18 protein-coding genes and 1 pseudogene are annotated in these 20,156 nt (G+C 43.3%); 14 read left to right on the top strand and 5 right to left on the bottom strand.

The genetic code is table 11. The features are described 5' to 3' along the window. The first annotated feature begins 4 nt into the window (after positions 1-4). Together NST16_RS13165 and NST16_RS13160 are read left to right on the top strand one after the other, a co-directional pair. Positions 5-922 (top strand): ABC transporter ATP-binding protein, encoded by a 918-nt coding sequence (locus NST16_RS13165; protein WP_010333509.1) that lies wholly within the window; start codon positions 5-7, stop codon positions 920-922. Then, positions 915-1,856, top strand: coding sequence for an ABC transporter permease (locus tag NST16_RS13160; RefSeq protein WP_168747275.1), 942 nt, complete (start codon positions 915-917; stop codon positions 1,854-1,856). Before NST16_RS13165 ends, NST16_RS13160 begins: the two co-directional genes overlap by 8 nt. Before the next feature lie 92 nt (positions 1,857-1,948). Here NST16_RS13160 and cspB read toward each other — a convergent pair whose 3' ends face one another. Next, a complete protein-coding gene (cspB, locus tag NST16_RS13155; RefSeq protein WP_010333511.1) occupies positions 1,949-2,152 on the bottom strand; it encodes a cold shock-like protein CspB in 204 nt (67 codons plus the stop codon). A gap of 446 nt (positions 2,153-2,598) precedes the next feature. Between cspB and NST16_RS13150 the strand changes: the two genes are divergently transcribed. After that, the gene (locus tag NST16_RS13150) at positions 2,599-3,429 is read left to right on the top strand and encodes a MetQ/NlpA family ABC transporter substrate-binding protein (protein ID WP_168747276.1); all 831 of its coding nucleotides are present in this window, start codon (positions 2,599-2,601) and stop codon (positions 3,427-3,429) included. Positions 3,430-3,431: 2 nt separating this feature from the next. Here the strand turns inward: NST16_RS13150 and NST16_RS13145 are convergent, their stop codons facing one another. Continuing rightward, positions 3,432-4,511, bottom strand: coding sequence for a diguanylate cyclase domain-containing protein (locus tag NST16_RS13145; RefSeq protein WP_340887157.1), 1,080 nt, complete (start codon positions 4,509-4,511; stop codon positions 3,432-3,434). A gap of 172 nt (positions 4,512-4,683) precedes the next feature. On the opposite strand from NST16_RS13145, the gene NST16_RS13140 reads away from it, so the two are divergent. Further along, positions 4,684-6,075 (top strand): L-cystine transporter, encoded by a 1,392-nt coding sequence (locus NST16_RS13140; protein ID WP_168747278.1) that lies wholly within the window; start codon positions 4,684-4,686, stop codon positions 6,073-6,075. A 42-nt stretch (positions 6,076-6,117) separates the two neighbouring features. Here the strand turns inward: NST16_RS13140 and NST16_RS13135 are convergent, their stop codons facing one another. Beyond that, on the bottom strand, positions 6,118-6,558 hold the full coding sequence (locus tag NST16_RS13135; RefSeq protein WP_340887156.1) for a hypothetical protein: 441 nt from the start codon (positions 6,556-6,558) through the stop codon (positions 6,118-6,120). A 154-nt stretch (positions 6,559-6,712) separates the two neighbouring features. On the opposite strand from NST16_RS13135, the gene NST16_RS13130 reads away from it, so the two are divergent. Then, a complete protein-coding gene (locus NST16_RS13130; RefSeq protein ID WP_103672358.1) occupies positions 6,713-7,282 on the top strand; it encodes a YhcN/YlaJ family sporulation lipoprotein in 570 nt (189 codons plus the stop codon). A gap of 122 nt (positions 7,283-7,404) precedes the next feature. Next, positions 7,405-8,377: pseudogene (locus tag NST16_RS13125) on the top strand (hypothetical protein); the annotation flags it as partial. On the opposite strand, the gene NST16_RS13120 reads toward NST16_RS13125, so the two are convergent. Beyond that, on the bottom strand, positions 8,303-8,959 hold the full coding sequence (locus tag NST16_RS13120; protein ID WP_168747282.1) for a spore coat protein: 657 nt from the start codon (positions 8,957-8,959) through the stop codon (positions 8,303-8,305). The pseudogene NST16_RS13125 and the gene NST16_RS13120 sit on opposite strands and share 75 nt — an antisense overlap. A 144-nt stretch (positions 8,960-9,103) precedes the next feature. Between NST16_RS13120 and NST16_RS13115 the strand changes: the two genes are divergently transcribed. After that, entirely contained in the window at positions 9,104-12,676 is a 3,573-nt protein-coding gene (locus NST16_RS13115; protein ID WP_445684586.1) for a 5'-nucleotidase C-terminal domain-containing protein, read from the top strand. Beyond that, positions 12,673-13,269, top strand: coding sequence for a sortase SrtA (srtA, locus tag NST16_RS13110; protein ID WP_010333520.1), 597 nt, complete (start codon positions 12,673-12,675; stop codon positions 13,267-13,269). The genes NST16_RS13115 and srtA overlap by 4 nt, the downstream gene beginning before the upstream one ends. Before the next feature lie 33 nt (positions 13,270-13,302). Here the strand turns inward: srtA and NST16_RS13105 are convergent, their stop codons facing one another. Beyond that, entirely contained in the window at positions 13,303-14,211 is a 909-nt protein-coding gene (locus NST16_RS13105) for an RluA family pseudouridine synthase (RefSeq protein ID WP_340887155.1), read from the bottom strand. 111 nt (positions 14,212-14,322) lie between these two features. Between NST16_RS13105 and NST16_RS13100 the strand changes: the two genes are divergently transcribed. The 6 genes from NST16_RS13100 to NST16_RS13075 all read left to right on the top strand — a co-directional run bounded on the left by NST16_RS13100 (position 14,323) and on the right by NST16_RS13075 (position 20,134). Further along, the gene (locus tag NST16_RS13100; RefSeq protein WP_286058825.1) at positions 14,323-14,718 is read left to right on the top strand and encodes a YhcU family protein; all 396 of its coding nucleotides are present in this window, start codon (positions 14,323-14,325) and stop codon (positions 14,716-14,718) included. Between the two features lie 137 nt (positions 14,719-14,855). Further along, positions 14,856-15,278 (top strand): CBS domain-containing protein, encoded by a 423-nt coding sequence (locus tag NST16_RS13095; RefSeq protein ID WP_010333523.1) that lies wholly within the window; start codon positions 14,856-14,858, stop codon positions 15,276-15,278. Positions 15,279-15,400: 122 nt separating this feature from the next. Beyond that, positions 15,401-16,063, top strand: coding sequence for an HAD family hydrolase (locus NST16_RS13090; RefSeq protein ID WP_340887153.1), 663 nt, complete (start codon positions 15,401-15,403; stop codon positions 16,061-16,063). 15 nt (positions 16,064-16,078) lie between these two features. Further along, entirely contained in the window at positions 16,079-17,620 is a 1,542-nt protein-coding gene (locus tag NST16_RS13085) for a bifunctional GNAT family N-acetyltransferase/carbon-nitrogen hydrolase family protein (protein WP_010333525.1), read from the top strand. Between the two features lie 113 nt (positions 17,621-17,733). Next, a complete protein-coding gene (locus tag NST16_RS13080; RefSeq protein WP_340887150.1) occupies positions 17,734-18,648 on the top strand; it encodes an AEC family transporter in 915 nt (304 codons plus the stop codon). A gap of 133 nt (positions 18,649-18,781) precedes the next feature. Next, positions 18,782-20,134: an aspartate aminotransferase family protein gene (locus NST16_RS13075; protein WP_340888361.1), complete on the top strand. Its 1,353-nt coding sequence runs from the start codon at positions 18,782-18,784 to the stop codon at positions 20,132-20,134. The last annotated feature ends 22 nt before the right edge of the window (positions 20,135-20,156 follow it).

The following is a 20,156-nucleotide window of genomic DNA, read 5'->3' as shown; positions in this document are numbered from 1 at the left end:
TTTGATGAAAACAGTATTGGAATTAAAAAATGTGACAAAAAACATCAGAGGCCGGACGATCATTGATCAACTGAGTTTTACGATTCGCGAAGGCGAAGTATTTGGATTTCTGGGACCGAATGGAGCGGGGAAAACGACGACAATCAGAATGATGGTCGGTTTAATGAAGCTATCACAAGGTGATGTGCTTATTTGCGGCCAATCAATCACGAAAGATTATGCCAAGGCAATCAAACATATCGGGGCTATTGTAGAGAATCCAGAGCTGTATAAATTTTTAAGCGGATATAAAAATCTCCAGCAATACGCAAGGATGGTAAAGGGTGTCACGAAGGAAAAAATTGATGAAGTGGTGGAACTAGTCGGCCTCAAAGATAGAATCCATGATAAAGTGAAAACCTACTCACTGGGGATGAGACAGCGTCTCGGCTTGGCACAATGCCTTCTGCACGATCCGAAAGTGCTGATCTTGGATGAACCGACAAACGGCCTTGATCCGGCGGGAATCAGAGAAATCAGAGACCATTTAAAGAAGCTGACGCGAGAAAGAGGAATGGCTGTCATCGTATCAAGTCATCTGCTGTCAGAAATGGAACTGATGTGTGACCGAATTGCGATTATCCAAAAAGGAAAGCTTATCGATATTCAGAATGTAAGAGATGAAATAACTGATGAAAAGGATACATATTTCTTCCAAGTGGAGCAGCCGAAGGAAACTGCTGCGATTCTAAGAGAATATGATTCGGTAATCAAGACAAACGGTTTGGAAATCAAACTGGCTAAAGAGGACGTCCCTGCAGTGATTGAATTGCTGGTCATGCAGCAAATCCGCATTTATGAAGTCAAAGTGATTACAAAATCATTAGAGGACCGTTTCTTAGAAATCACAGGCGAAGCAAAAGAGGAGGTTCAACATGCTTAATTTGATTTATAATGAGTGGATCAAAATTTTCAGCCGTGTCGGAACATGGGTGATGATCGGAATTCTTGCTTTGACAATGATCGGGTGGGCATTTTTAACAAACCACTTTTCAACCGATGAAGCAAATCCGAAGTGGAAAGAGACGCTTCAAGCACAAAATAGTGATTTGAAGAAGGCAATGAAAGAAGATCCTTCCCTGAAAGGACAATATGAAGAAACGATCACAATCAATAACTATCGCATTGAACATAATATCCCGAGTGACACTGGATATACCGTTTGGTCTTATGTAACGGATTCTGCCGGTTTTACAATCCTTACTGGGCTGTTCACGATTATAATTGCAGCTGGCATCGTCGCAAACGAATTTAACTGGGGTACGGTTAAGCTGTTAATGATCCGGCCGCTCAGCCGTTTTCAAATTCTGCTTTCTAAATATATTACCGTTCTTTTATTTGGTCTCTTATTGCTGTTTATTTTATTTATAGGTTCAACTTTGCTGGGACTGGTCTTTTTCGGAACAGGCGGGGACACTGCCGCGAATGTTCATTTAATCTATAAGGATGGTCATGTATTGGAGCAAAATATGTTGGGATATTTGGCCAAAACGTATCTCTCAGAATCTGTTGCGGCTTTAATGCTGGCTACGATGGCATTTATGCTGTCTGCGGTATTTAGAAACAGCTCTCTTGCTGTAGGGTTTTCCATCTTTTTATTGGTAACGGGCACGACAGCCACTGCGTTTATGGCGGTGAAGTTTGACTGGGCGAAGTATATTTTATTTGCGAATGTTAATCTGATGCAGTATGTAGAGGGAACACCGTTAGTCGAAGGGATGACAATGACATTCTCCATTGTGATGCTGGTGATTTATTTTGTTGTCTTCCTGTTGCTTGCTTTCGGAATCTTTATGAAACGGGATATTGCGAACTAATGAAAAAAAGCTGTTTTGCATAAGCAAAACAGCTTTTTCTTTAAAATAAGAACTGCAGGCTTGCACCTGCAGTTCTTATTATCAATTTATGCTTACGCTTCTTTAGTAACGTTAGCAGCTTGTGGTCCACGGTTTCCTTCAACGATTTCGAAAGAAACTGATTGGCCTTCTTCTAAAGTTTTGAAGCCTTCGCCTTGAATAGCAGAGAAATGAACGAATACATCGTCTTGACCTTCTACTTCGATGAATCCGAAACCTTTTTCAGAGTTGAACCATTTTACTTTACCTTCTAACATGAAATTTCCTCCTAAAGCGATCATAACGCTTAAATTCACTATTCTTGCTCTAAAACAAACTTCCAAGACGAAAACTCTTACAAAACTTTCTTCTTAAAGATAGTTCGAACAAAAATAATTACCTTTACTCTACCAGTAATTTCGAGAAAAAACAACTGTTAAACGAAACTTTTTTCGGAAAATAACATATTATTTTTCATTTTGATATTTATTTGCCGAAATGTATCTGTTTTTTCGATACGTGATCATATGTTTGCAGGACTTTTTTCTTTTGTATCTCTTTACGGAAAGGTAGGGGTAATAGTAATTGACAACCCTATCTGATATGAGTAAGGTAAAGTTAACCAATGTTACAAATGACAACGTTTATCAACTAAGAGCGTCTGATTTTTATGTCTGATATTGCTTGCATGCTCTAATAAGATAGATAGGAGTATGGTGTCACAATGAAAAAGTGGCTTGTATGCAGTTTTGTTCTTGTTCTTTTCGTTTCATTTACTGCATGCTCACGGTCAGCAGAACATGAAACGATAAAAATAGGAATTGCTGAGTCGGACGAAGCGATATGGAACTATATCGTAAAAAAGGCTGAAGCGGAAGGGCTTGATATTCAGCTGATTCTATTCTCTGATTATGCAGAATCAGATATAGCGCTGGCAAACAAAGAGATTGATGCCAATGCTATTCAATCCATTTCATATTTTCAGTCGTTCTCAAAGAAATACAAACATAAACTGGCACCGCTTGGCACGACATACATAGCGCCTATGGGCATTTATTCAAAACGGTATCGGCAAATCAAAGATATTCCGCGCGGTGCTGTTGTTGCTGTCCCGGATGAAGCGCTCGATTTTGGGCGGGCCCTTACACTCCTGCAGGAAGCGGGACTGCTTACTTTGAAGAACGGTTTTAATGGAACCGGTTCAATTGATGTGATAAAAGATAATCCGAAACACTTGAAATTGAAAACCGTACGCCAACAGGATGTAATGAGCGGAGCTGATGTGTTTGTGATGAAAACAGCCGCCGCAAAAAAAGCGGGGCTGAACCCGCAGAAGCATACACTAAAGGGCGGCAGGCAAACCGTGAAGGAAGATATGAATGTAATTGTTGTCAGGGCTGAGGACAGAGATCGCGAAACATTGCAAACCATCCTTGAACTCTATCAATCAGATGATACAGCGGCATTTATTGAACAAGAGTATCAAGGGATGCTTGTTCCCGCTTTTTTGCCTTTACATCGTCTTTCAGATTGGAAGAATGAATTCAAAAAATGAATTCATTCTTTTTTTATGGTAAACCATACTTTGTTTCGGCCGTTTTCTTTCGCTTTATACAGCATTTGATCAGCAAGAACAGGCAAGGTTTCCGGCTTATCTGTGTTTCGGGGGTAATGAGCTACTCCCAGTGAGGCCGTAACGGCAAGCTTTTCTCCGTTTGTTAATACAATCGGTGTATTACTGATCGAGTGCCTGATCCGTTCGGCGATTTGGACTGCCTTCTCGGGCGTGCAATTTGGCAAGAGGAGGGCAAATTCCTCGCCGCCGATCCGTGCGGCAGGATCAGTGTTGCGGATATTTTGTTTTAGTCGGGATCCCAGCTCTTTCAGAACCTGATCTCCCTCATGATGGCCGTATTGATCGTTAATGGTTTTAAAGTGATCGATATCCATATAAATAAGCGAAAATTGTAAAGATGGAGTGTGTGTAGCCTGTTGATACAGGTCTTGTGTGATTTCTTCAAACTTTCTGCGGTTATAAATACCTGTCAAAAAGTCATAGTGCGCCTGGAACTTATATTGTTTAAATAAAAGATGTGCATTGGTTTCATGCTCGATAATATATAGGCTGAGCATGCCGCCGATAATTGAAATCAGCCAAAAATAAAAGTGCAGCTTAAGTGAATGGATATCAACAAATACATAGAAGAAAAAGGAGATGAACCCATTTGAAATGATTAAAAGTAATAGTACGTGTTTCAGCTGAACTTCTTCTCTCCTTGATGCAATAAGTGACAGCACAGCAGCGATACAAATTGTAATCATGGAATACAGCGCTGATTCATTCAAGCTGATCAGCATGCGGCCTGCTGCAATTATTATCAGGGCTGTCACCGTAGACACCCAGCCTCCATAAAGAGCGGCGATCATAATAGGGATATTTCTAAAATCTATGATTGAATGGTGATACGTCAAACCAAAATTCATAAGAATAACCCCGAGGAGACCGCAAGCAGCTCCTTTTACTAGCTGAAAGGAAAGGCGGTCTTTTTTATGTATTAACCTTTCTTTAAACAGGTGGGTGAACAGATAATTAAATGTGATTAAAATAGTCAAGTTTACGAACAGTTCTTTCAGCAATATTATCACCCTTTTATAAGTTACTAAAGAAAGGGGGGAATGAAAAGAACAAAAACGGTATTCATTGGTTTTTTTTATCCAAATATTGATGCTGGAATAATTCTTACTTGAACTATCGGAATTTGTGTAATATAGTATATAAGAAAAATTTTGAAGGGAGAGTTTGCCTCAATTGGAGACTTTGCTAGTCATTTTGCATGTATTTATTTTACTTTTACTCATTATTGGGCTCTTTGCCATGCAGAAGAAACATGTTTCTTTTTCAAAACGTGTGTTTACTGCGCTGGGGCTGGGAATCGTTTTTGGGTTCGCGCTTCAGCTGATATACGGTCCGACTTCAAACATTGTGGTTCAAACAGCCGACTGGTTTAATATTGCCGGGGGCGGATATGTCAAATTGCTTCAGATGATTGTCATGCCGCTTGTTTTTATTTCCATTCTAGGCGCTTTTACAAAGATGAAGCTGACAAAAAATCTCGGGAAAATCAGCGGTTTGATTATCGGGATTTTGGTTGCGACTACAGCTGTAGCCGCGGCGGTTGGTATTGTGTCCGCCCTTTCCTTTGATCTTCAGGCGATCCAGGTTGACCAAGGAAGTACAGAGCTTTCTCGGGGACAGGAGCTTGAACAGAAATCAGAGGAGATGACAGCGAAAACACTGCCGCAGCAAATGATTGAACTGCTTCCTGGAAATCCGTTTTTGGATTTTACAGGGGCTAGACCGACATCAACGATTGGAGTCGTTATTTTTGCCGCTTTTCTAGGCATTGCATTTCTAGGTGTGAGACGGAAACAGCCTGAACAGGCAGAAACGTTCAAAAAATTGATTGATGCTGTTTACGCCATTGTCATGCGGGTTGTTACTCTCATCTTGAGACTGACGCCTTACGGTGTGCTGGCCATTATGACAAAAACGATTGCGACAAGTGATATTGACAGCATTTTGAAACTTGGTATGTTTGTCATTGCTTCATATGCCGCGTTGATTGTAATGTTTATCATCCACTTGCTTCTGTTGACGATCAGCGGATTAAATCCGGTTGTTTATTTGAAAAAAGCACTGCCTGTACTCGTGTTTGCATTTACGTCACGATCAAGCGCAGGCGCTTTGCCGCTGAACATTAAAACACAAAGGAGCTTGGGTGTGCCGGAAGGAATTGCGAACTTCGCCGGCTCGTTCGGGCTATCTATCGGCCAAAATGGCTGTGCCGGCATTTATCCGGCTATGCTGGCAATGATGATTGCTCCGACAATCGGTCAAAATCCGTTTGATCCAGCGTTTATCATCTCAGTTATCGCGGTTGTTGCCATCAGCTCGTTTGGTGTCGCCGGGGTTGGCGGCGGAGCTACATTTGCAGCGCTGCTCGTTTTATCAGCGTTAAATATGCCTGTCGCGCTCGCCGGTTTATTAATTTCTATCGAACCGTTGATTGACATGGGACGTACTGCGCTTAATGTCAGCGGAAGTATGACATCAGGCCTGATTACCAGCAAAGTCACGAAGGAAATAGATTCTGGTGTATTCCAAGATCGATCCAATGTGATCGAAGCGGAAGAAGCCTAGTCATATTAAAACGTGTAATCCCACGGGGGATTACACGTTTTTTTAACGGCCGGGTTCTAAGTCTTCCAGCATTTCCATTACAGTGTTGTCATCCATTACATTCATTGCGCTTTGTTCGAAATGGATTGGCTCTGCATATTGCTGCTGTCTATTTCTGGCTGTTGTTGTGTCCGTTTGGCGATTATGCTTAGACTGAGACTGATGCTGTTGAGGGTGGCTTTGCTGCTGGCCTGCATGCTGATGCTGCCGTCCATTTTGCTGACGATTTTGAGATTGATCTTGATTATTCCCGCCAAACGCCTGTTTCATCATATCTCCAACATTAGAAACATTAAACGACTTATTTTGAGAATTCCGGTTGTTCATTTGACCTTTAATAAACCCGCTGATTCTCTGGCGGACCTGTGGTGATAAAGCGGCAATAAGCATAGTTGAGCCAACGACTAAGGCTGTCGGGCTGATTCCTTTTCGCTGATTGAACAACGTGATCCCTCCTTTATAAGTGTATTGATATTTTCCCCTCTGATTAGACAAATTAACCGTTTTATTTCCCGGGAAAGCATTTCCGTTATTTTTTCATGCATATTTAGAGCCAATTAGAAAAACCTATAAGTAAAGTGATAAAGGAGGAATTCACATGCTTGGAAAAAAACAAGTCCTTGCGTCCATGCTTCTTATCCCTTTGCTTATGACTGGCTGCAGTATGGCCAATCAGGGTGAGGGCAGACGTGATAATGCAGAGCCTGAAAATGTTAACTACCGCAATCCGGCAAATGATAACGGCACAAGAAATATCAACAATGAAAATGATAGCCGTGACAACGTCGACAATAATATGACGAATAATGGTAATAACAATAACGGTAATGATAACCGTAAGTTGGAAGTTGCTGATGATGCAGCCGATAAAATTACCGATATGAAAGAAGTGAAACACGCGAATGTGATTGTTGCCGGAAATCAAGCGTATGTTGCAGTTGTATTAACAAATGGGAAAAAAGAAGTTGGAAAAGATCTGAAAAAGAAAATTTCCGATAAAGTAAGAGACACTGATAAGAACATGGACAATGTTTATGTTTCTGCAAATCCAGACTTTGTTGATCGGATGCAGGGGTATGGCGAACGGATTCAAAATGGTGATCCGATTGCAGGATTCTTTGATGAATTCAGTCAAACAGTACAACGTGTTTTTCCGCAAGCTGAATAACAGATAAAAAGCCGCATAACTTGTGCGGCTTTTTTCTTTGCAGAAATGACACGCTGTGAACTAAGGCTGCATAGAGTAAAAATAAAAAGGTACAAGACGGACCGGCTCAGGGAGGGAGACGTTTGCAGGGTGGCATAGGAAAGCGTGCGGCATCCGCTCTATTCCTGTGCGGAGTCCTTGTGATGCTGGCCGTAAGCTCGGCCATCGTATCAAGCACGATGTATATTCTGTCTTTGCCAGGGCAGGCATCTGGGATAACGAAAGAACAAGTGACGAAGCACATGAAGAAAGAGTCATTTACACAGGCCGATGTTTATTACACTTCTAAGGAAAAATCCTTACTGCCATTAACGAAAGAAACGCTTGAATATGCGGTGAGTATTAATCAGGTCATGTTTGAATATTCGAATCAGAAGCCTATTGATATTATTTTTTTTCCTAATGAAAAACAGATGGAGGCTTATTCCGGTTTAATGGATGTTGTCGGCTTTTATTCTGAGCGGGAGCAGCTGATCGGATTATTGCCTGAAGAGAAAAAGCAGCTTTTAGAAGGTGATGAGGTAGCGGTTTATCTGTATCAGAGATTATTGATTCATGAGTACACACACCATGCGTTTCATCAGAAATTACGGGAGCTCGAAGCAGATCCTGATGAGTTCCCTTTATGGTTCCATGAAGGATTAAGCGAGTGGATCGCGAACTATGAATTGCTCATAGATCCGATCACGTTTTCTGTCGTGCCGTTTGACCATTTGCAGACAGATCAGGACTGGCAGGAAGCTCGATCGGAATATGAAACCGATGTTTATTTGCAAAGTTTTTATATGGTCAATGAGCTGACGGAAACATACGGGAAAGACATTATTTTGGAGATTATAAAGGAAACAGCGAAAAAAGGGGATTTTAAAAAAGGGTTTAAAGCAGCGACACAGGATAGTCTTGATCAATTTGAAGAAGATTTCACCAAATCGTTTGAAGAAAATGCGGCATTGGATAGAACCTATCCAATGCCTTTTTTAATTAATGAAGTCCTTGCTGACCCATACCGCCTTGAGTTGCTTGAGTCGGAGGCATTTGTCCTTGTGCAGGGGCAAAGGAATTTCTCAGTTGTTCCATATCCTGCGCGTCAAGCTGCGGAACTTGGTAGTAACCATGTTTGTTTTGGTAAAGGAAAATCTCAAAAGCCATTTCGACATACTCCTGAATTTGCGCAGACAGTACACGTCTAACGGCCGGATTTGTCATTTCTAGAGAAGCCATTGTCAGCATAGATGCCTGTGCCTTAACAGCGCAAAGCATTTGGCGGCTGATGATGCTGTCATCAATATCATTCATAGATTGAACAGGTTTCTTAGGCTGTGCCGGCTGCATACCGTAAACAGTCTGGTTGTCTTCCTTCATCATATAAGTCGCCGTTTTTTGTGAAGGCTCGCTTCCTGTTTTGAAGCACTCTGCTGTTAAGTTATATTGAGATGTAATGAATTGATATTGGCGGTCAAGGATGTTTAATAATTCCTGATCCTTACAGAATTGTCTCAGCATCATAAACTGATCAAGCACAGTAAGCGTTCCGGAAAGCACCTCGTGCATATCAAACATTTCATGTCCGCCGTGATTCTGATGCGGTTTACCTGGTATCCCTTTGTTCTGTGATTGCTGCTGAAATTGCTGATCCAAACCGAATTCCTCCTTTTTTTTCAGATCAGCTGTATTTTGTGCCTGTCCACTGTGTTTTATGCAGTGACTGACAGGAATTATATGCTGATTGTCGAAGTGATTAACAAATAAACGAATCATGCAAGATGTAAGGGAGGAAAACTGATGAGGCGTTTTTTGCATGTTGTTTTGATCATGCTTTTCATTTTCTTGAATGTCATGTCCGCATATGAAGCTGTAAGGGCTGCTGAGCCGGCAGAAGCAATATCGGTTGAAAAAGCGATACAGCAAAAAGAGGGACAAGCTCTTGTCGAAGGATATACAATCGGCCAAGCCGTTTCATCTCAGCATTATAATCTGACGAGTCCTTTTTCAAATGATTATAACGTTGCTATAGCAGACAGCAAAAACGAGACATCACCCAATCACATTCTTCCCGTGCAAATACCCTCCGCGTTCAGAAGCCAATTCGGACTGCAAACGAACCCGCTGCTTCTTGGGAAAAAGATAGCTGTTCAAGGAGAGCTTGAACATTATTTTAATACGACAGGTCTTAAGAAGGTTCAGTCGATGGTCTTAAAGGATGATGCTGAATCTCCGCCGATAGAACAGCCTATTACAATACAGGAAGCGCGCGGCAGAATGAATCAGCATGTCACGATTAAAGGTGTTGTTACTGCCGATCAAAACGCAATCGGAGGCGGAAAGCTGTCGACCTTTATGCAGGATGACACAGGCGGCATCAACATTTATTCGGCAGCGCCAGAGAAGTTCCCTGAGTTAAAAGAAGGAATGGATATTACGGTAACAGGGAAAATAGCAACTTACCAAGGGCTTACTGAAATTGTTCCAGATACATCCGGCATCCGTATTACCCAATCCAATCGGCCTCTCCCTGTCCCTGAACCTTCAACGATCAATGAACTGGTCAATGGCAGCTTGGGTGATCAATATGAAGGGCGTCTTGTGACGGTCAAAGCTTATATTTCTTCCATTCCAAATTCTCAAGCGGGCGGCGGTTACAATGTAACAATGATTGATAACGATCACCACGCAATGACATTACGTGTTATGAATGAGACAGGTATCATTGATGGACTGACTGAGAATAAATGGTATGAAATCACAGGCGTGTTGAGCAGATATCAATCCCTTCAGCTTCTTCCGCGAAAATCAGCAGACATCAAGCCGCTTCAAGAGCAGCCTGCCCCGCCTTCTTCAGAAGGCGAATATGAAACTGTGGTTGATCGCGTTGTAGACGGTGACACCATTCATGTTAAAAAACCGATACTTGGTGCGACAAAAATTCGTTTTGTAAATGTAGACACGCCAGAAACGTACCACACACCAAAAAATGAAGCAGATGAAAATCAATTAAGATTTGGAAAGAAAGCATCTGACTATTTAAAAACTGTTTTGTCTCCAGGAGATCACATTACTGTAAAAGTCGGCAGTGAAGCCAAGGACAGCTATGGGAGACTTCTTGGGCAGGTTGTGACTGAAATAGGGTCAAATGTGAATTTAGAACTCGTGAAAAATGGCTATGCTCCAACATATTTTATTTGGCCTGTTGAAAATGAAGAGGATTATCAGGAATTTCAGGCTGCAGTCGCCAATGCAAAAAAAGAGCAAAAAGGCATTTGGAATGAAGCGGATCCTCTTATGGAAATGCCGTTTGAATTTAGAGCCAGAGAGCAGGGAAAAGGGCTGACAAGGTATGTGGGAGACTCATCAAACAAGGCCTATGTTGCGCCAGCAGACTGGAAGCAGGTGGCTGTGGAAAACAGGATATTCTTTGCTTCAGAAGCTGAAGCAGAGAGTGCCGGTTACAAGAAAAAGCAAACCTCTCCCCAAGAAAATATACCGCTTAGGATTTTAAGCATGAATGATTTGCATGGGAAAATCGATCAGCAATATCAGCTTGACCTTGATGGAGACGGCACTCCAGATGGCACATTCGGACGCATGGACTATGCAGCTGCTTATTTGAAAGAGAAAAAGGCAGAAAAGAAAAATACGCTCACTGTGCACGCCGGTGATATGATCGGAGGCAGTTCGCCTGTATCATCCCTTCTTCAAGACGAACCAACTGTCGAACTGATGGAGGATATCGGATTTGATGTTGGAACTGTGGGCAATCATGAGTTCGATGAAGGGACGGATGAACTCATGAGAATGTTAAAAGGGGGAGATCATCCGAAAGGCACTAGCGGCTATGACGGGCAAAATTTTCCCCTCGTGTGCGCTAATTGTAAAATGAAGTCTACCGGAGAACCCTTTTTGCCAGCTTATGACATCATAAATGTAGAGGGCATACCCGTTGCTTTTATTGGAGTTGTTACACAGTCGGCGGCCGGAATGGTAATGCCTGACGGAATAAAGGATATTCAGTTTACCGATGAAGTAAAAGCAGTAAATGCTGCTGCCGAAGAGCTGAAGAAAAAAGGCATCAGGGCAATTGCGGTGCTCGCACATATGTCTGCCGAACAAAACGGCAGCACAATAACAGGTGAGTCCGTTGACCTTGCAAACAAATCTGATTCTGAGATAGATATCATTTTTGCAGCGCATAATCATAAGGTCGTCAATGGTGAAGTGAACGGCAAGCTGATCGTTCAGGCGTTTGAATACGGAAAAGCGATAGGTGTCGTTGATCTGGAAATCAATAAACAGACAAGAGACATCGTCAAAAAGTCGGCTGAAATTGAATACGTCGATCAAAGCAAGAAAAAACCTGATGCCAGCGCCTCAGCTATTTTAAGTAAGTACCAGGCCCTTGCAGAACCGATTATCAGCGAAGTAGTCGGTGAAGCGGCTGTTGATATGGAAGGCGGTTATTCTAATGATGGCGACACGCCTCTTGGGAATTTGATTGCCGATGGCATGAGAGCGGCGATGAAAACTGATTTTGCGCTAATGAATGGCGGGGGGATACGGGAAGGACTGAAGAAAGGCCCGATTACATGGGGGGATCTCTTTAACATTCAGCCGTTCGGAAATGTGTTGACGAAGCTTGAGATTAAAGGAAAAGATTTACGGGAGATCATCAATGCGCAAATCTCACCGGTTTTCGGCCCTGACTACAGCATAAGCGGGTTTACGTATACGTGGGATAAAGATACAGGCAAAGCAGTTGAGATAAAAATGGCAGATGGAACCGAAATCCAGCCGGATGCCACATACACATTGACCGTTAATCATTTTATGGCGACGGCGACAGGAGCCAAATACCAGCCAATCGGATTGCTTGGGAAACACCCGGTTACAGGGCCTGAGGATTTAGAAGCGACTGTAGAGTATGTAAAAAGCTTTGAAAAGCCGATTTCATATACGAAAGAAGGCAGAATTAAACTGGCTGAAGACAGTCATGCTGAAGACCCAGTCACTGAAGACCCGGCAGACAGTCCGGGAACAGACGATCCAGGCAAGGTAAATCCGACACCTGGGGAAGAACAGCCTGATCTAAAAGAGACCCCGGGCATTGCTCCGGTCCATCAGCTACCGCCTGCAGTCATTTCGACCTTTGAAGAATTTACAACAGAGACCAATCAGCCTGCTACTGCCGCCGGCCGTTTAAACACACTGCCTTTGCATAAAGAAGGTAAGGAAAGCGGCTCTGATTCTAAGCTTCCGGATACGTCAGCTGGATACTACAACTTTATTGTGATTGGTGCAGCGGTCTCACTGTCCGGAACGTATTTATATATCAGAAGGAAAAGGAGTGCCGCTACAACGTGAAAAAATATATTCCTCTTGTAATCATTGTGATCGGTCTTGCGATCACAGGCTACGGGGGCTTTAAATTGATTGATACCAGCATGAAAACTGAGCAAACATTAAAAGAAGCAAAAAAGGCGGCTGAACAGCCGCCGGCCATTGCAGGCACGAAGAAAAACGCTAATCAAGCCGAAAAAAAATCATCGTTTAAGCCGAAAACCGGTCAAGCGAGCGGCATACTGGAAATCCCAAAAATCAATGCGGAGCTTCCAATCGTGGAAGGAACCGATGCCGATGACTTAGAAAAAGGTGTGGGGCACTACAAGGACAGCTATTATCCAGATGAAAACGGACAAATTGTGCTGTCAGGACATCGTGATACTGTGTTTCGCCGGACGGGAGAGCTTGAAAAAGGTGACCGGCTCAACATCATCCTTTCATATGGTGATTTCACATATGAAATTGAAAAAACAAAAATTGTAGACAAGGATGATACGTCCATTATTACGCTGCAGCACGAAAAGGAAGAGCTCATACTGACCACCTGCTATCCTTTTTCATACGTCGGAAATGCCCCAAAACGTTATATTATTTACGGAAAACGTATTTCGTAAAAAAAGCCGCAGGTCAATCTCTGCGGCTTTTTTTTATGAAAAATAAGTATGGCAAAGACTTTCAATATCAGCTGGAAGCGGTGCCTCGGCAACGACCAGTTCTCCGGTAATCGGATGAACAGCCTGTACCTTTTTGGCATGAAGCGCCTGCCTGTTAAGAAATTGGCTCCCGCCTCCGTAAAGTGTATCGCCCGTTAGCGGATGGCCGATGCTTGCCATATGCACACGAATTTGATGCGTTCTGCCCGTTTCCAGCTCTAATTCAGCAAGCGAGAGCTTTTCTCCCGCATTGACAGTAAGGGTACGGTAATGGGTGACGGCGGCTTGTCCGCCTGGTGAAACCCGCCGTCTTGTCGGGTGTGATCTGTCTCTTCCAATCGGCGAATCAATTTTGCCTTTTTTGGGCTTCAGCTTTCCTTCAACAATTGCGAGATATGTACGCTTCAGCGTCTTTTTCTCTAACTGCTGATCTAAGATGGCATGCGCCAAACGGTGCTTGGCGAATACGACAGCGCCCGATGTATCCTGATCAAGACGGTGGACATGGCGCACTTTGATTGTTTCGCCATTTACCTGAAAGTGGTATGCGATCAAATTGGCGAGCGTACCGGTCTGACCTTCTTCATTGGGATGAGTGGAAATACCGGCTGGTTTATTGACGATTAACATGTGGCGGTCTTCAAATAAAATATCAAGCTCTCCATACTCAGGTATGACAGAGGATTCTTCGTTTTCCTGAAGATCAATAAATAGGCGGTCACTCTTTTTTACGAGTATGTTGTTTTTGACAGGCTCATGATTGATTTTTATATTGTGATGAGTCATCCATTCTTGGATAACGGGTTTCGAAGCTTTGAGCTCTGTTTTCAGCACGGAAAATAGCCATTGTCCGTCCTGTTTTTCACTGATTATCAGCTCTAGCCCTTTGCCTTTTTCTTTCATGATCAAATGGCTCCTTTTTCGCGTGAAAGGCCGTTGATTCTCATAGGAAACACTTACCTTAACATTCGCGTTTTTTTCTGTGATATTCTTGAGAAAGACTTTGGATATTCGATGGCAAGAAAGGTGATAGACGTGAGAATTATGAACGCAGCAACTGAAGAACAGGAAAGCTTTATCAAGGAACTGTCAATGGAGCTTTTCCATCATGTATTTCCTCTTTATTTCTCCGAACTGGACATTCAGCGCTTTAAAAAGAAAGGCGTTCTGTCTTTAAATAACCAATATTACCAAGGAACATTAAAAGAAGCTTTTCAAATTATGGCTTGTCTGCAAATGATACATATTATCCTGACAAAGCCTTCACCGCACGATGACTTGAGTGATCAAGCCATTTTTAATAAAAACAGCAAGTTGCTGAATGATTGCGGAATATATTTTCCGTTTGCTTTATCTGATTTTCAAACGAAAACAAACAAAGCCTTATCCGGTCACAGAAGACTGATATAATCTCGCAGCAAGAGCTTTTCCGTTTCAAGAAAAGCTCTTTTTGCATCAGAGAAATCATACCACAAAACCTTTCCTGCAACTCCCTTTTTAATCATCCGGTGTCTGAACATACTAATGATTGAAAGGGGTGCTGACCAATGAGTTCAGTTAAACATTCAATGACAACGCAGGTAGCAACCGTTTCTCCGAATCAAACGATTCAGGAAGCGGCTTCTCTGATGAAACAGCATAACGTCGGGGCGATTCCCGTTGTAGAGCAAGGTGTTTTAAAAGGAATGCTGACTGACCGTGACATTGCATTGAGAACCACAGCTCAGGGCCGAGATGGCCAGACACCCGTTTCAGAAGTGATGTCAACAGACCTCGTATCAGGAAACCCTAATATGAGTCTGGAAGACGCGTCGCAGCTGATGGCCCAGCACCAAATCCGCCGCCTTCCTATTGTAGATCAAAACAATCTAGTCGGGATCGTTGCGCTTGGAGACCTGGCTGTCAATCAGATGTCGAACGAGTCTGCTGGAGAAGCGCTGACAAACATTTCTCATCAAAACTTGCATTAATTAGAAAGAGCTTGCAGTGTGCAGGCTCTTTCTTCACATAGACCCTTACTTTTTGAAAGCAGAGACGTTTCGGGGTATAGTGTATACATATGTCTCAATTCGGGCCAAAGGAGTTGTACGCAGTGATAAAAGCGTTAATTTTTGATTTTGACGGGCTTATTCTTGATACAGAAACGCATGAATATGAAGTCCTTCAGGAAATTTTTGAGGAACATGGCTCAGTACTGCCACTATCCGTATGGGGAAAGGTTATCGGAACAGCGGCGGGATTTCGGCCATTTGAATACTTAGAAGAGCAGATAGGCAAAAAGCTGAACCATGAAGAGCTGACAAAACTGAGAAGAGACCGGTTTGCAAAACGCATGGAAACAGAAAAAGCGAGACCAGGTGTTGAAGCGTATCTGAATGCGGCAAAGGATTTAGGCTTAAAAGTAGGTCTGGCTTCCAGCTCAGATTATAAATGGGTATCCGGCCATTTGAAGCAACTGGGCCTGTTTGACGAATTCGAAGTGATTCAGACAGCTGATGATGTAGAAGAGGTCAAGCCCAATCCCGAGCTGTATTTGTTAGCGGCAAAGAATCTTGGAGTATCGCCGTCGGAATGTCTCGCATTCGAGGATTCCGTCAATGGTTCGATTGCTGCCAAGCGAGCGGGCATGAAGTGTGTCATCGTTCCGAATCAAGTAACAGGCACCCTGATGTTTGAAGAATATGATCACAAGCTCGAATCAATGGCGGAGATGGAACTCACCCTATTGCTTGATCATCTAAACGCACAAAAATAGAAAGGAGCGAGTAGATTGTCTGAGAAATTAGATTTGACCCGTTTTGAAAAGAAAATGGTCATCCGTAATATCGAAGAGAAAGATATCGACAACATTATCGACCTTCAAAAGGACTGCTTTCCAGGCATGGAGCCGTGGAAGCGCGAGCATTTAATCAGCCATCTGGAGCATTTTCCCGAAGGGCAGTTTTGTGCAGAATTCGAAGGTGAAATCATCGGTTCGTGCTCAAGCCTCTTAATTAACTTTGATGAATATGATGACCGCCATACGTGGCAGGACATTACAGATGACGGATACATCACCAATCACAATCCGGATGGCTTAAACATGTACGGGATCGAGGTCATGGTGCATCCTGATTACAGACGGATGAAAATCGGCCATCGTTTGTATGAGGCAAGAAAGGATTTGGCAAGACGCTTAAATCTGAAAAGCATCATCATAGGCGGACGGATACCGAACTATCATAAATATGCTGATGAAATGACGGCGAGAGAGTATGTTGAACAGGTAACACGCCATCAAATTTACGATCCGGTTCTTTCCTTTCAGCTGATGAACGGTTTTACTCTGATGCGGATTAACCCGGATTATCTCCCGGATGATACAGCTTCATTCAAATATGCGACGCTGATGGAATGGAATAATGTCGATTATCTGCCGCAGCAGACAAAGCGTTATTATAAATCGGCCTTCCCTGTGAGAATTTGTGTCATCCAATACGAAATGAAAAAAATCTATTCCTTCGAGGAATTTGCGAATCAAGTAGAGTACTATGTCGATGTTGCGTCTGACGCGAGATCCGATTTTGCAGTGTTCCCGGAAATTTTCACAACCCAGCTGATGTCCTTCCTTGAGGAACGTTCACCAAGCTTGGCGGTACAGAGAATTACTGAGTATACTGAGGATTACATCAGTCTGTTTACAGACTTGGCTGTTAAGTATAATGTCAACATCATCGGCGGATCTCATTTCGTAGAAGAAGAAGGGAAAATTTATAATATTGCCTACCTGTTCAGACGCGATGGAACAATTGAGAAGCAATATAAACTGCATATTACGCCGAATGAACGCAAATGGTGGGGAATCAGTGCGGGTGACCAGGTGCGTGTGTTTGATACGGACTGCGGAAAAATTGCGATCCAAATTTGCTATGACATTGAATTTCCTGAGCTCGCCCGCATTGCGGCCGATAAAGGCGCCAAAATTATTTTTACGCCATTTTGTACGGAAGACCGTCAAGGCTACTTGCGTGTCAGATACTGTTCACAGGCAAGAGCGGTCGAGAATCAAATTTATACCGTCATTTCCGGAACGGTTGGAAACCTGCCGCAAACGGAAAATATGGATATCCAATATGCTCAGTCAGGCATCTTTGCCCCTTCTGATTTTGAATTTGCAAGAGACGGCATCGTTGGGGAAACCAACCCGAATATTGAAATGGTCGTCATTGGCGATGTTGACTTAGAAATTCTCAGAAGACAGCGCCAAAACGGAACGGTGCGCCAGCTCAAAGACAGACGCCGTGATATATACCACATACACTATAAGAAATAATGCGAAGGCCCGCCTGAATTGGCGGGCTTTTTTTAAAAAAGCGGAATTGAAACGCGGCCGCGCTTTCTCTACAATAGAAATAAATATGTGTACATCGGAAAAGAAGGTGCCTTATGGAGTTTTTGCTTGTTTTAGTTCCTGTTTTCGGAATCTTCGCAATTGGTTATATCGGACAGAAAACACTCGGTTTTGATATACAGACACTGTCCAAAATGTCCTTATATTTAATGTCTCCTTTTTTGGCTTTTGATACGTTTTATTCAAACAAGCTGACGATGGACTATGTGTATCTGTCTATTTTTGTGCTGGGTCTATGCTTGGTTCTAGTGCTGTTGGTCTCCTTTTTATCCTTTTTTCATAAGTATTCGAATCAAGATCGCTGTGCCATGATTCTCTCATCTGCCTTTATGAATAATGGCAATTACGGCACGCCTGTCGTACTGCTTGTGTTTGGGACGGCGGGGCTGGATACGGCTGTTGTGTTAATGGTCTTGCAGCAGTTAATTATGAGCACCATCGGCATGTATTACGCTGCAAAGGGCGGTTCGGAGGAAGGCGGATGTAAAACGGTGATGACGCGGGTTATCCGTATGCCTGTAGTGTACGGAGCACTTTTAGGAACAATACTTCAGCTTATGCATATTTCAATTCCCAAAGAGTTAATGACAGGCATTGAACTGGTCGGAAATGCCACGGTACCGACAATCATGATTATTCTTGGCATGCAGCTTGCGCTGATCTCTTTCAGGAATATTGAATACAGAAAAATTTCTTATTCTCTGCTGCTGAAGCTGATGGTATCTCCGTTCATTGCGCTGGGTTTTACATTGATTTTGCCTGTGGATGACATGACGAAGCAAATTATAATTCTCGTAGCGGCCATGCCGACCGCTGCCAATACGACCTTAATGGCCGTTCAGTTTAATACAAGGCCTGAGGTCGTTTCCAGTGCCACTTTTATCAGCACAATGCTGAGCATAGTCACTTTGCCGGTCCTGCTTTGGATGCTGCATCCTCTTTCTTCTTGATGAAAGAGGATGTTTTAATTACCCGGCGGTTTATTGACTCCTTTGTCGTCTGGCTTTATATTGAAGTCAGGGAAATCATCACCTAGACATCACATAAGAGAAGGTCTGTTTCAATTTATTGAACGCTAATGAAATGGAGATGATGGGGATGGAAAACATTCAGCAAAATCAGGGATTAAAGCAAAAGGATGAGCAATTCGTGTGGCATGCTATGAAGGGAGCGCATCAAGCGGACAGTCTGATTGCCCAAAAAGCGGAAGGAGCATGGGTGACTGATATAGACGGACGCCGCTATCTTGACGCGATGTCCGGTTTATGGTGCGTTAATATTGGTTACGGCAGAAAAGAGCTTGCGGAGGCTGCCTATGAACAATTAAAGGAATTGCCGTATTACCCGTTAACGCAAAGTCACGCACCTGCGATTCAATTGGCGGAAAAGCTGAATGAGTGGCTTGGCGGCGATTATGTGATTTTCTTTTCCAACAGCGGATCGGAAGCGAATGAAACCGCTTTTAAGATCGCTCGCCAGTACCATCTGGAAAACGGCGACCACAGCCGTTATAAATTCATCTCTAGATATAGAGCCTATCATGGTAATACGTTGGGAGCGCTCTCTGCCACCGGTCAGGCACAGCGGAAATATAAATATGAACCGTTAAGCCAAGGATTCCTGCACGCCGCCCCGCCTGATGTCTACCGAAATCCTGAAGACGCCGATACGCTAGAGAGCGCAAATGAAATTGACCGTATCATGACATGGGAATTAAGCGAAACGATTGCCGGTGTCATTATGGAGCCCATTATTACAGGCGGAGGCATTTTAATGCCGCCGGACGGATATATGAAGAAAGTGGAGGAAATCTGCCGCCGTCACGGCGCCCTGCTGATTTGTGACGAAGTCATCTGCGGATTTGGGCGGACTGGCAAGCCGTTCGGATATATGCACTACGGCGTGAAGCCCGATATCATTACAATGGCGAAAGGAATTACAAGCGCGTATCTGCCATTGTCAGCGACCGCGGTTAAACGGGAAATTTTTGAAGCCTACCAAGGAGAAGCTCCCTATGACCGTTTCCGCCACGTCAACACATTCGGCGGCAGCCCGGCAGCCTGCGCATTGGCTTTGAAAAACCTGCAAATTATGGAGGACGAACAGCTGATTCAGCGATCCCGCGATCTCGGAGCAGAGCTTTTAGGTGAGCTTCAGTCATTGAAAGAACACCCTGCAGTAGGGGATGTAAGAGGGAAAGGGCTGCTGGTCGGAATCGAACTCGTCAAAGATAAACTGACTAAAGAGCCGGCTGGCGCTGACCAAGTGAACCAAGTGGTTGCGGCATGCAAAGAGAAAGGGCTGATCATCGGCAAAAACGGCGATACAGTCGCCGGATTCAACAATGTCATTCAGCTCGCCCCGCCATTTTGTCTGACAGAAGAGGACCTTGCATTTATCGTAAAAACAGTGAAGGAAAGCATACTCACGATTTGATACAAAAGTGATTTGTTAAAGG

It is taken from the genome of Bacillus sp. FSL K6-1005 (genome assembly GCF_038000225.1).
Taxonomy (GTDB): domain Bacteria; phylum Bacillota; class Bacilli; order Bacillales; family Bacillaceae; genus Bacillus; species Bacillus mojavensis.
Note: the sequence above shows the minus strand (reverse complement) of the source record. Positions and strands in the feature narration are given on the sequence as shown.

Excerpts from the sequence above, each read along its gene's own strand:
- NST16_RS13165 (WP_010333509.1), top strand. The coding sequence starts at position 5 with ATGAAAACAGTATTGGAATTAAAAAATGTGACAAAAAACATCAGAGGC.
- NST16_RS13160 (WP_168747275.1), top strand. The coding sequence starts at position 915 with ATGCTTAATTTGATTTATAATGAGTGGATCAAAATTTTCAGCCGTGTC.
- cspB (WP_010333511.1), bottom strand. The coding sequence starts at position 2,152 with ATGTTAGAAGGTAAAGTAAAATGGTTCAACTCTGAAAAAGGTTTCGGA.
- NST16_RS13150 (WP_168747276.1), top strand. The coding sequence starts at position 2,599 with ATGAAAAAGTGGCTTGTATGCAGTTTTGTTCTTGTTCTTTTCGTTTCA.
- NST16_RS13130 (WP_103672358.1), top strand. The coding sequence starts at position 6,713 with ATGCTTGGAAAAAAACAAGTCCTTGCGTCCATGCTTCTTATCCCTTTG.
- NST16_RS13115 (WP_445684586.1), top strand. The coding sequence starts at position 9,104 with ATGAGGCGTTTTTTGCATGTTGTTTTGATCATGCTTTTCATTTTCTTG.
- NST16_RS13105 (WP_340887155.1), bottom strand. The coding sequence starts at position 14,211 with ATGAAAGAAAAAGGCAAAGGGCTAGAGCTGATAATCAGTGAAAAACAG.
- NST16_RS13100 (WP_286058825.1), top strand. The coding sequence starts at position 14,323 with ATGGCAAGAAAGGTGATAGACGTGAGAATTATGAACGCAGCAACTGAA.
- NST16_RS13095 (WP_010333523.1), top strand. The coding sequence starts at position 14,856 with ATGAGTTCAGTTAAACATTCAATGACAACGCAGGTAGCAACCGTTTCT.
- NST16_RS13080 (WP_340887150.1), top strand. The coding sequence starts at position 17,734 with ATGGAGTTTTTGCTTGTTTTAGTTCCTGTTTTCGGAATCTTCGCAATT.
- NST16_RS13075 (WP_340888361.1), top strand. The coding sequence starts at position 18,782 with ATGGAGATGATGGGGATGGAAAACATTCAGCAAAATCAGGGATTAAAG.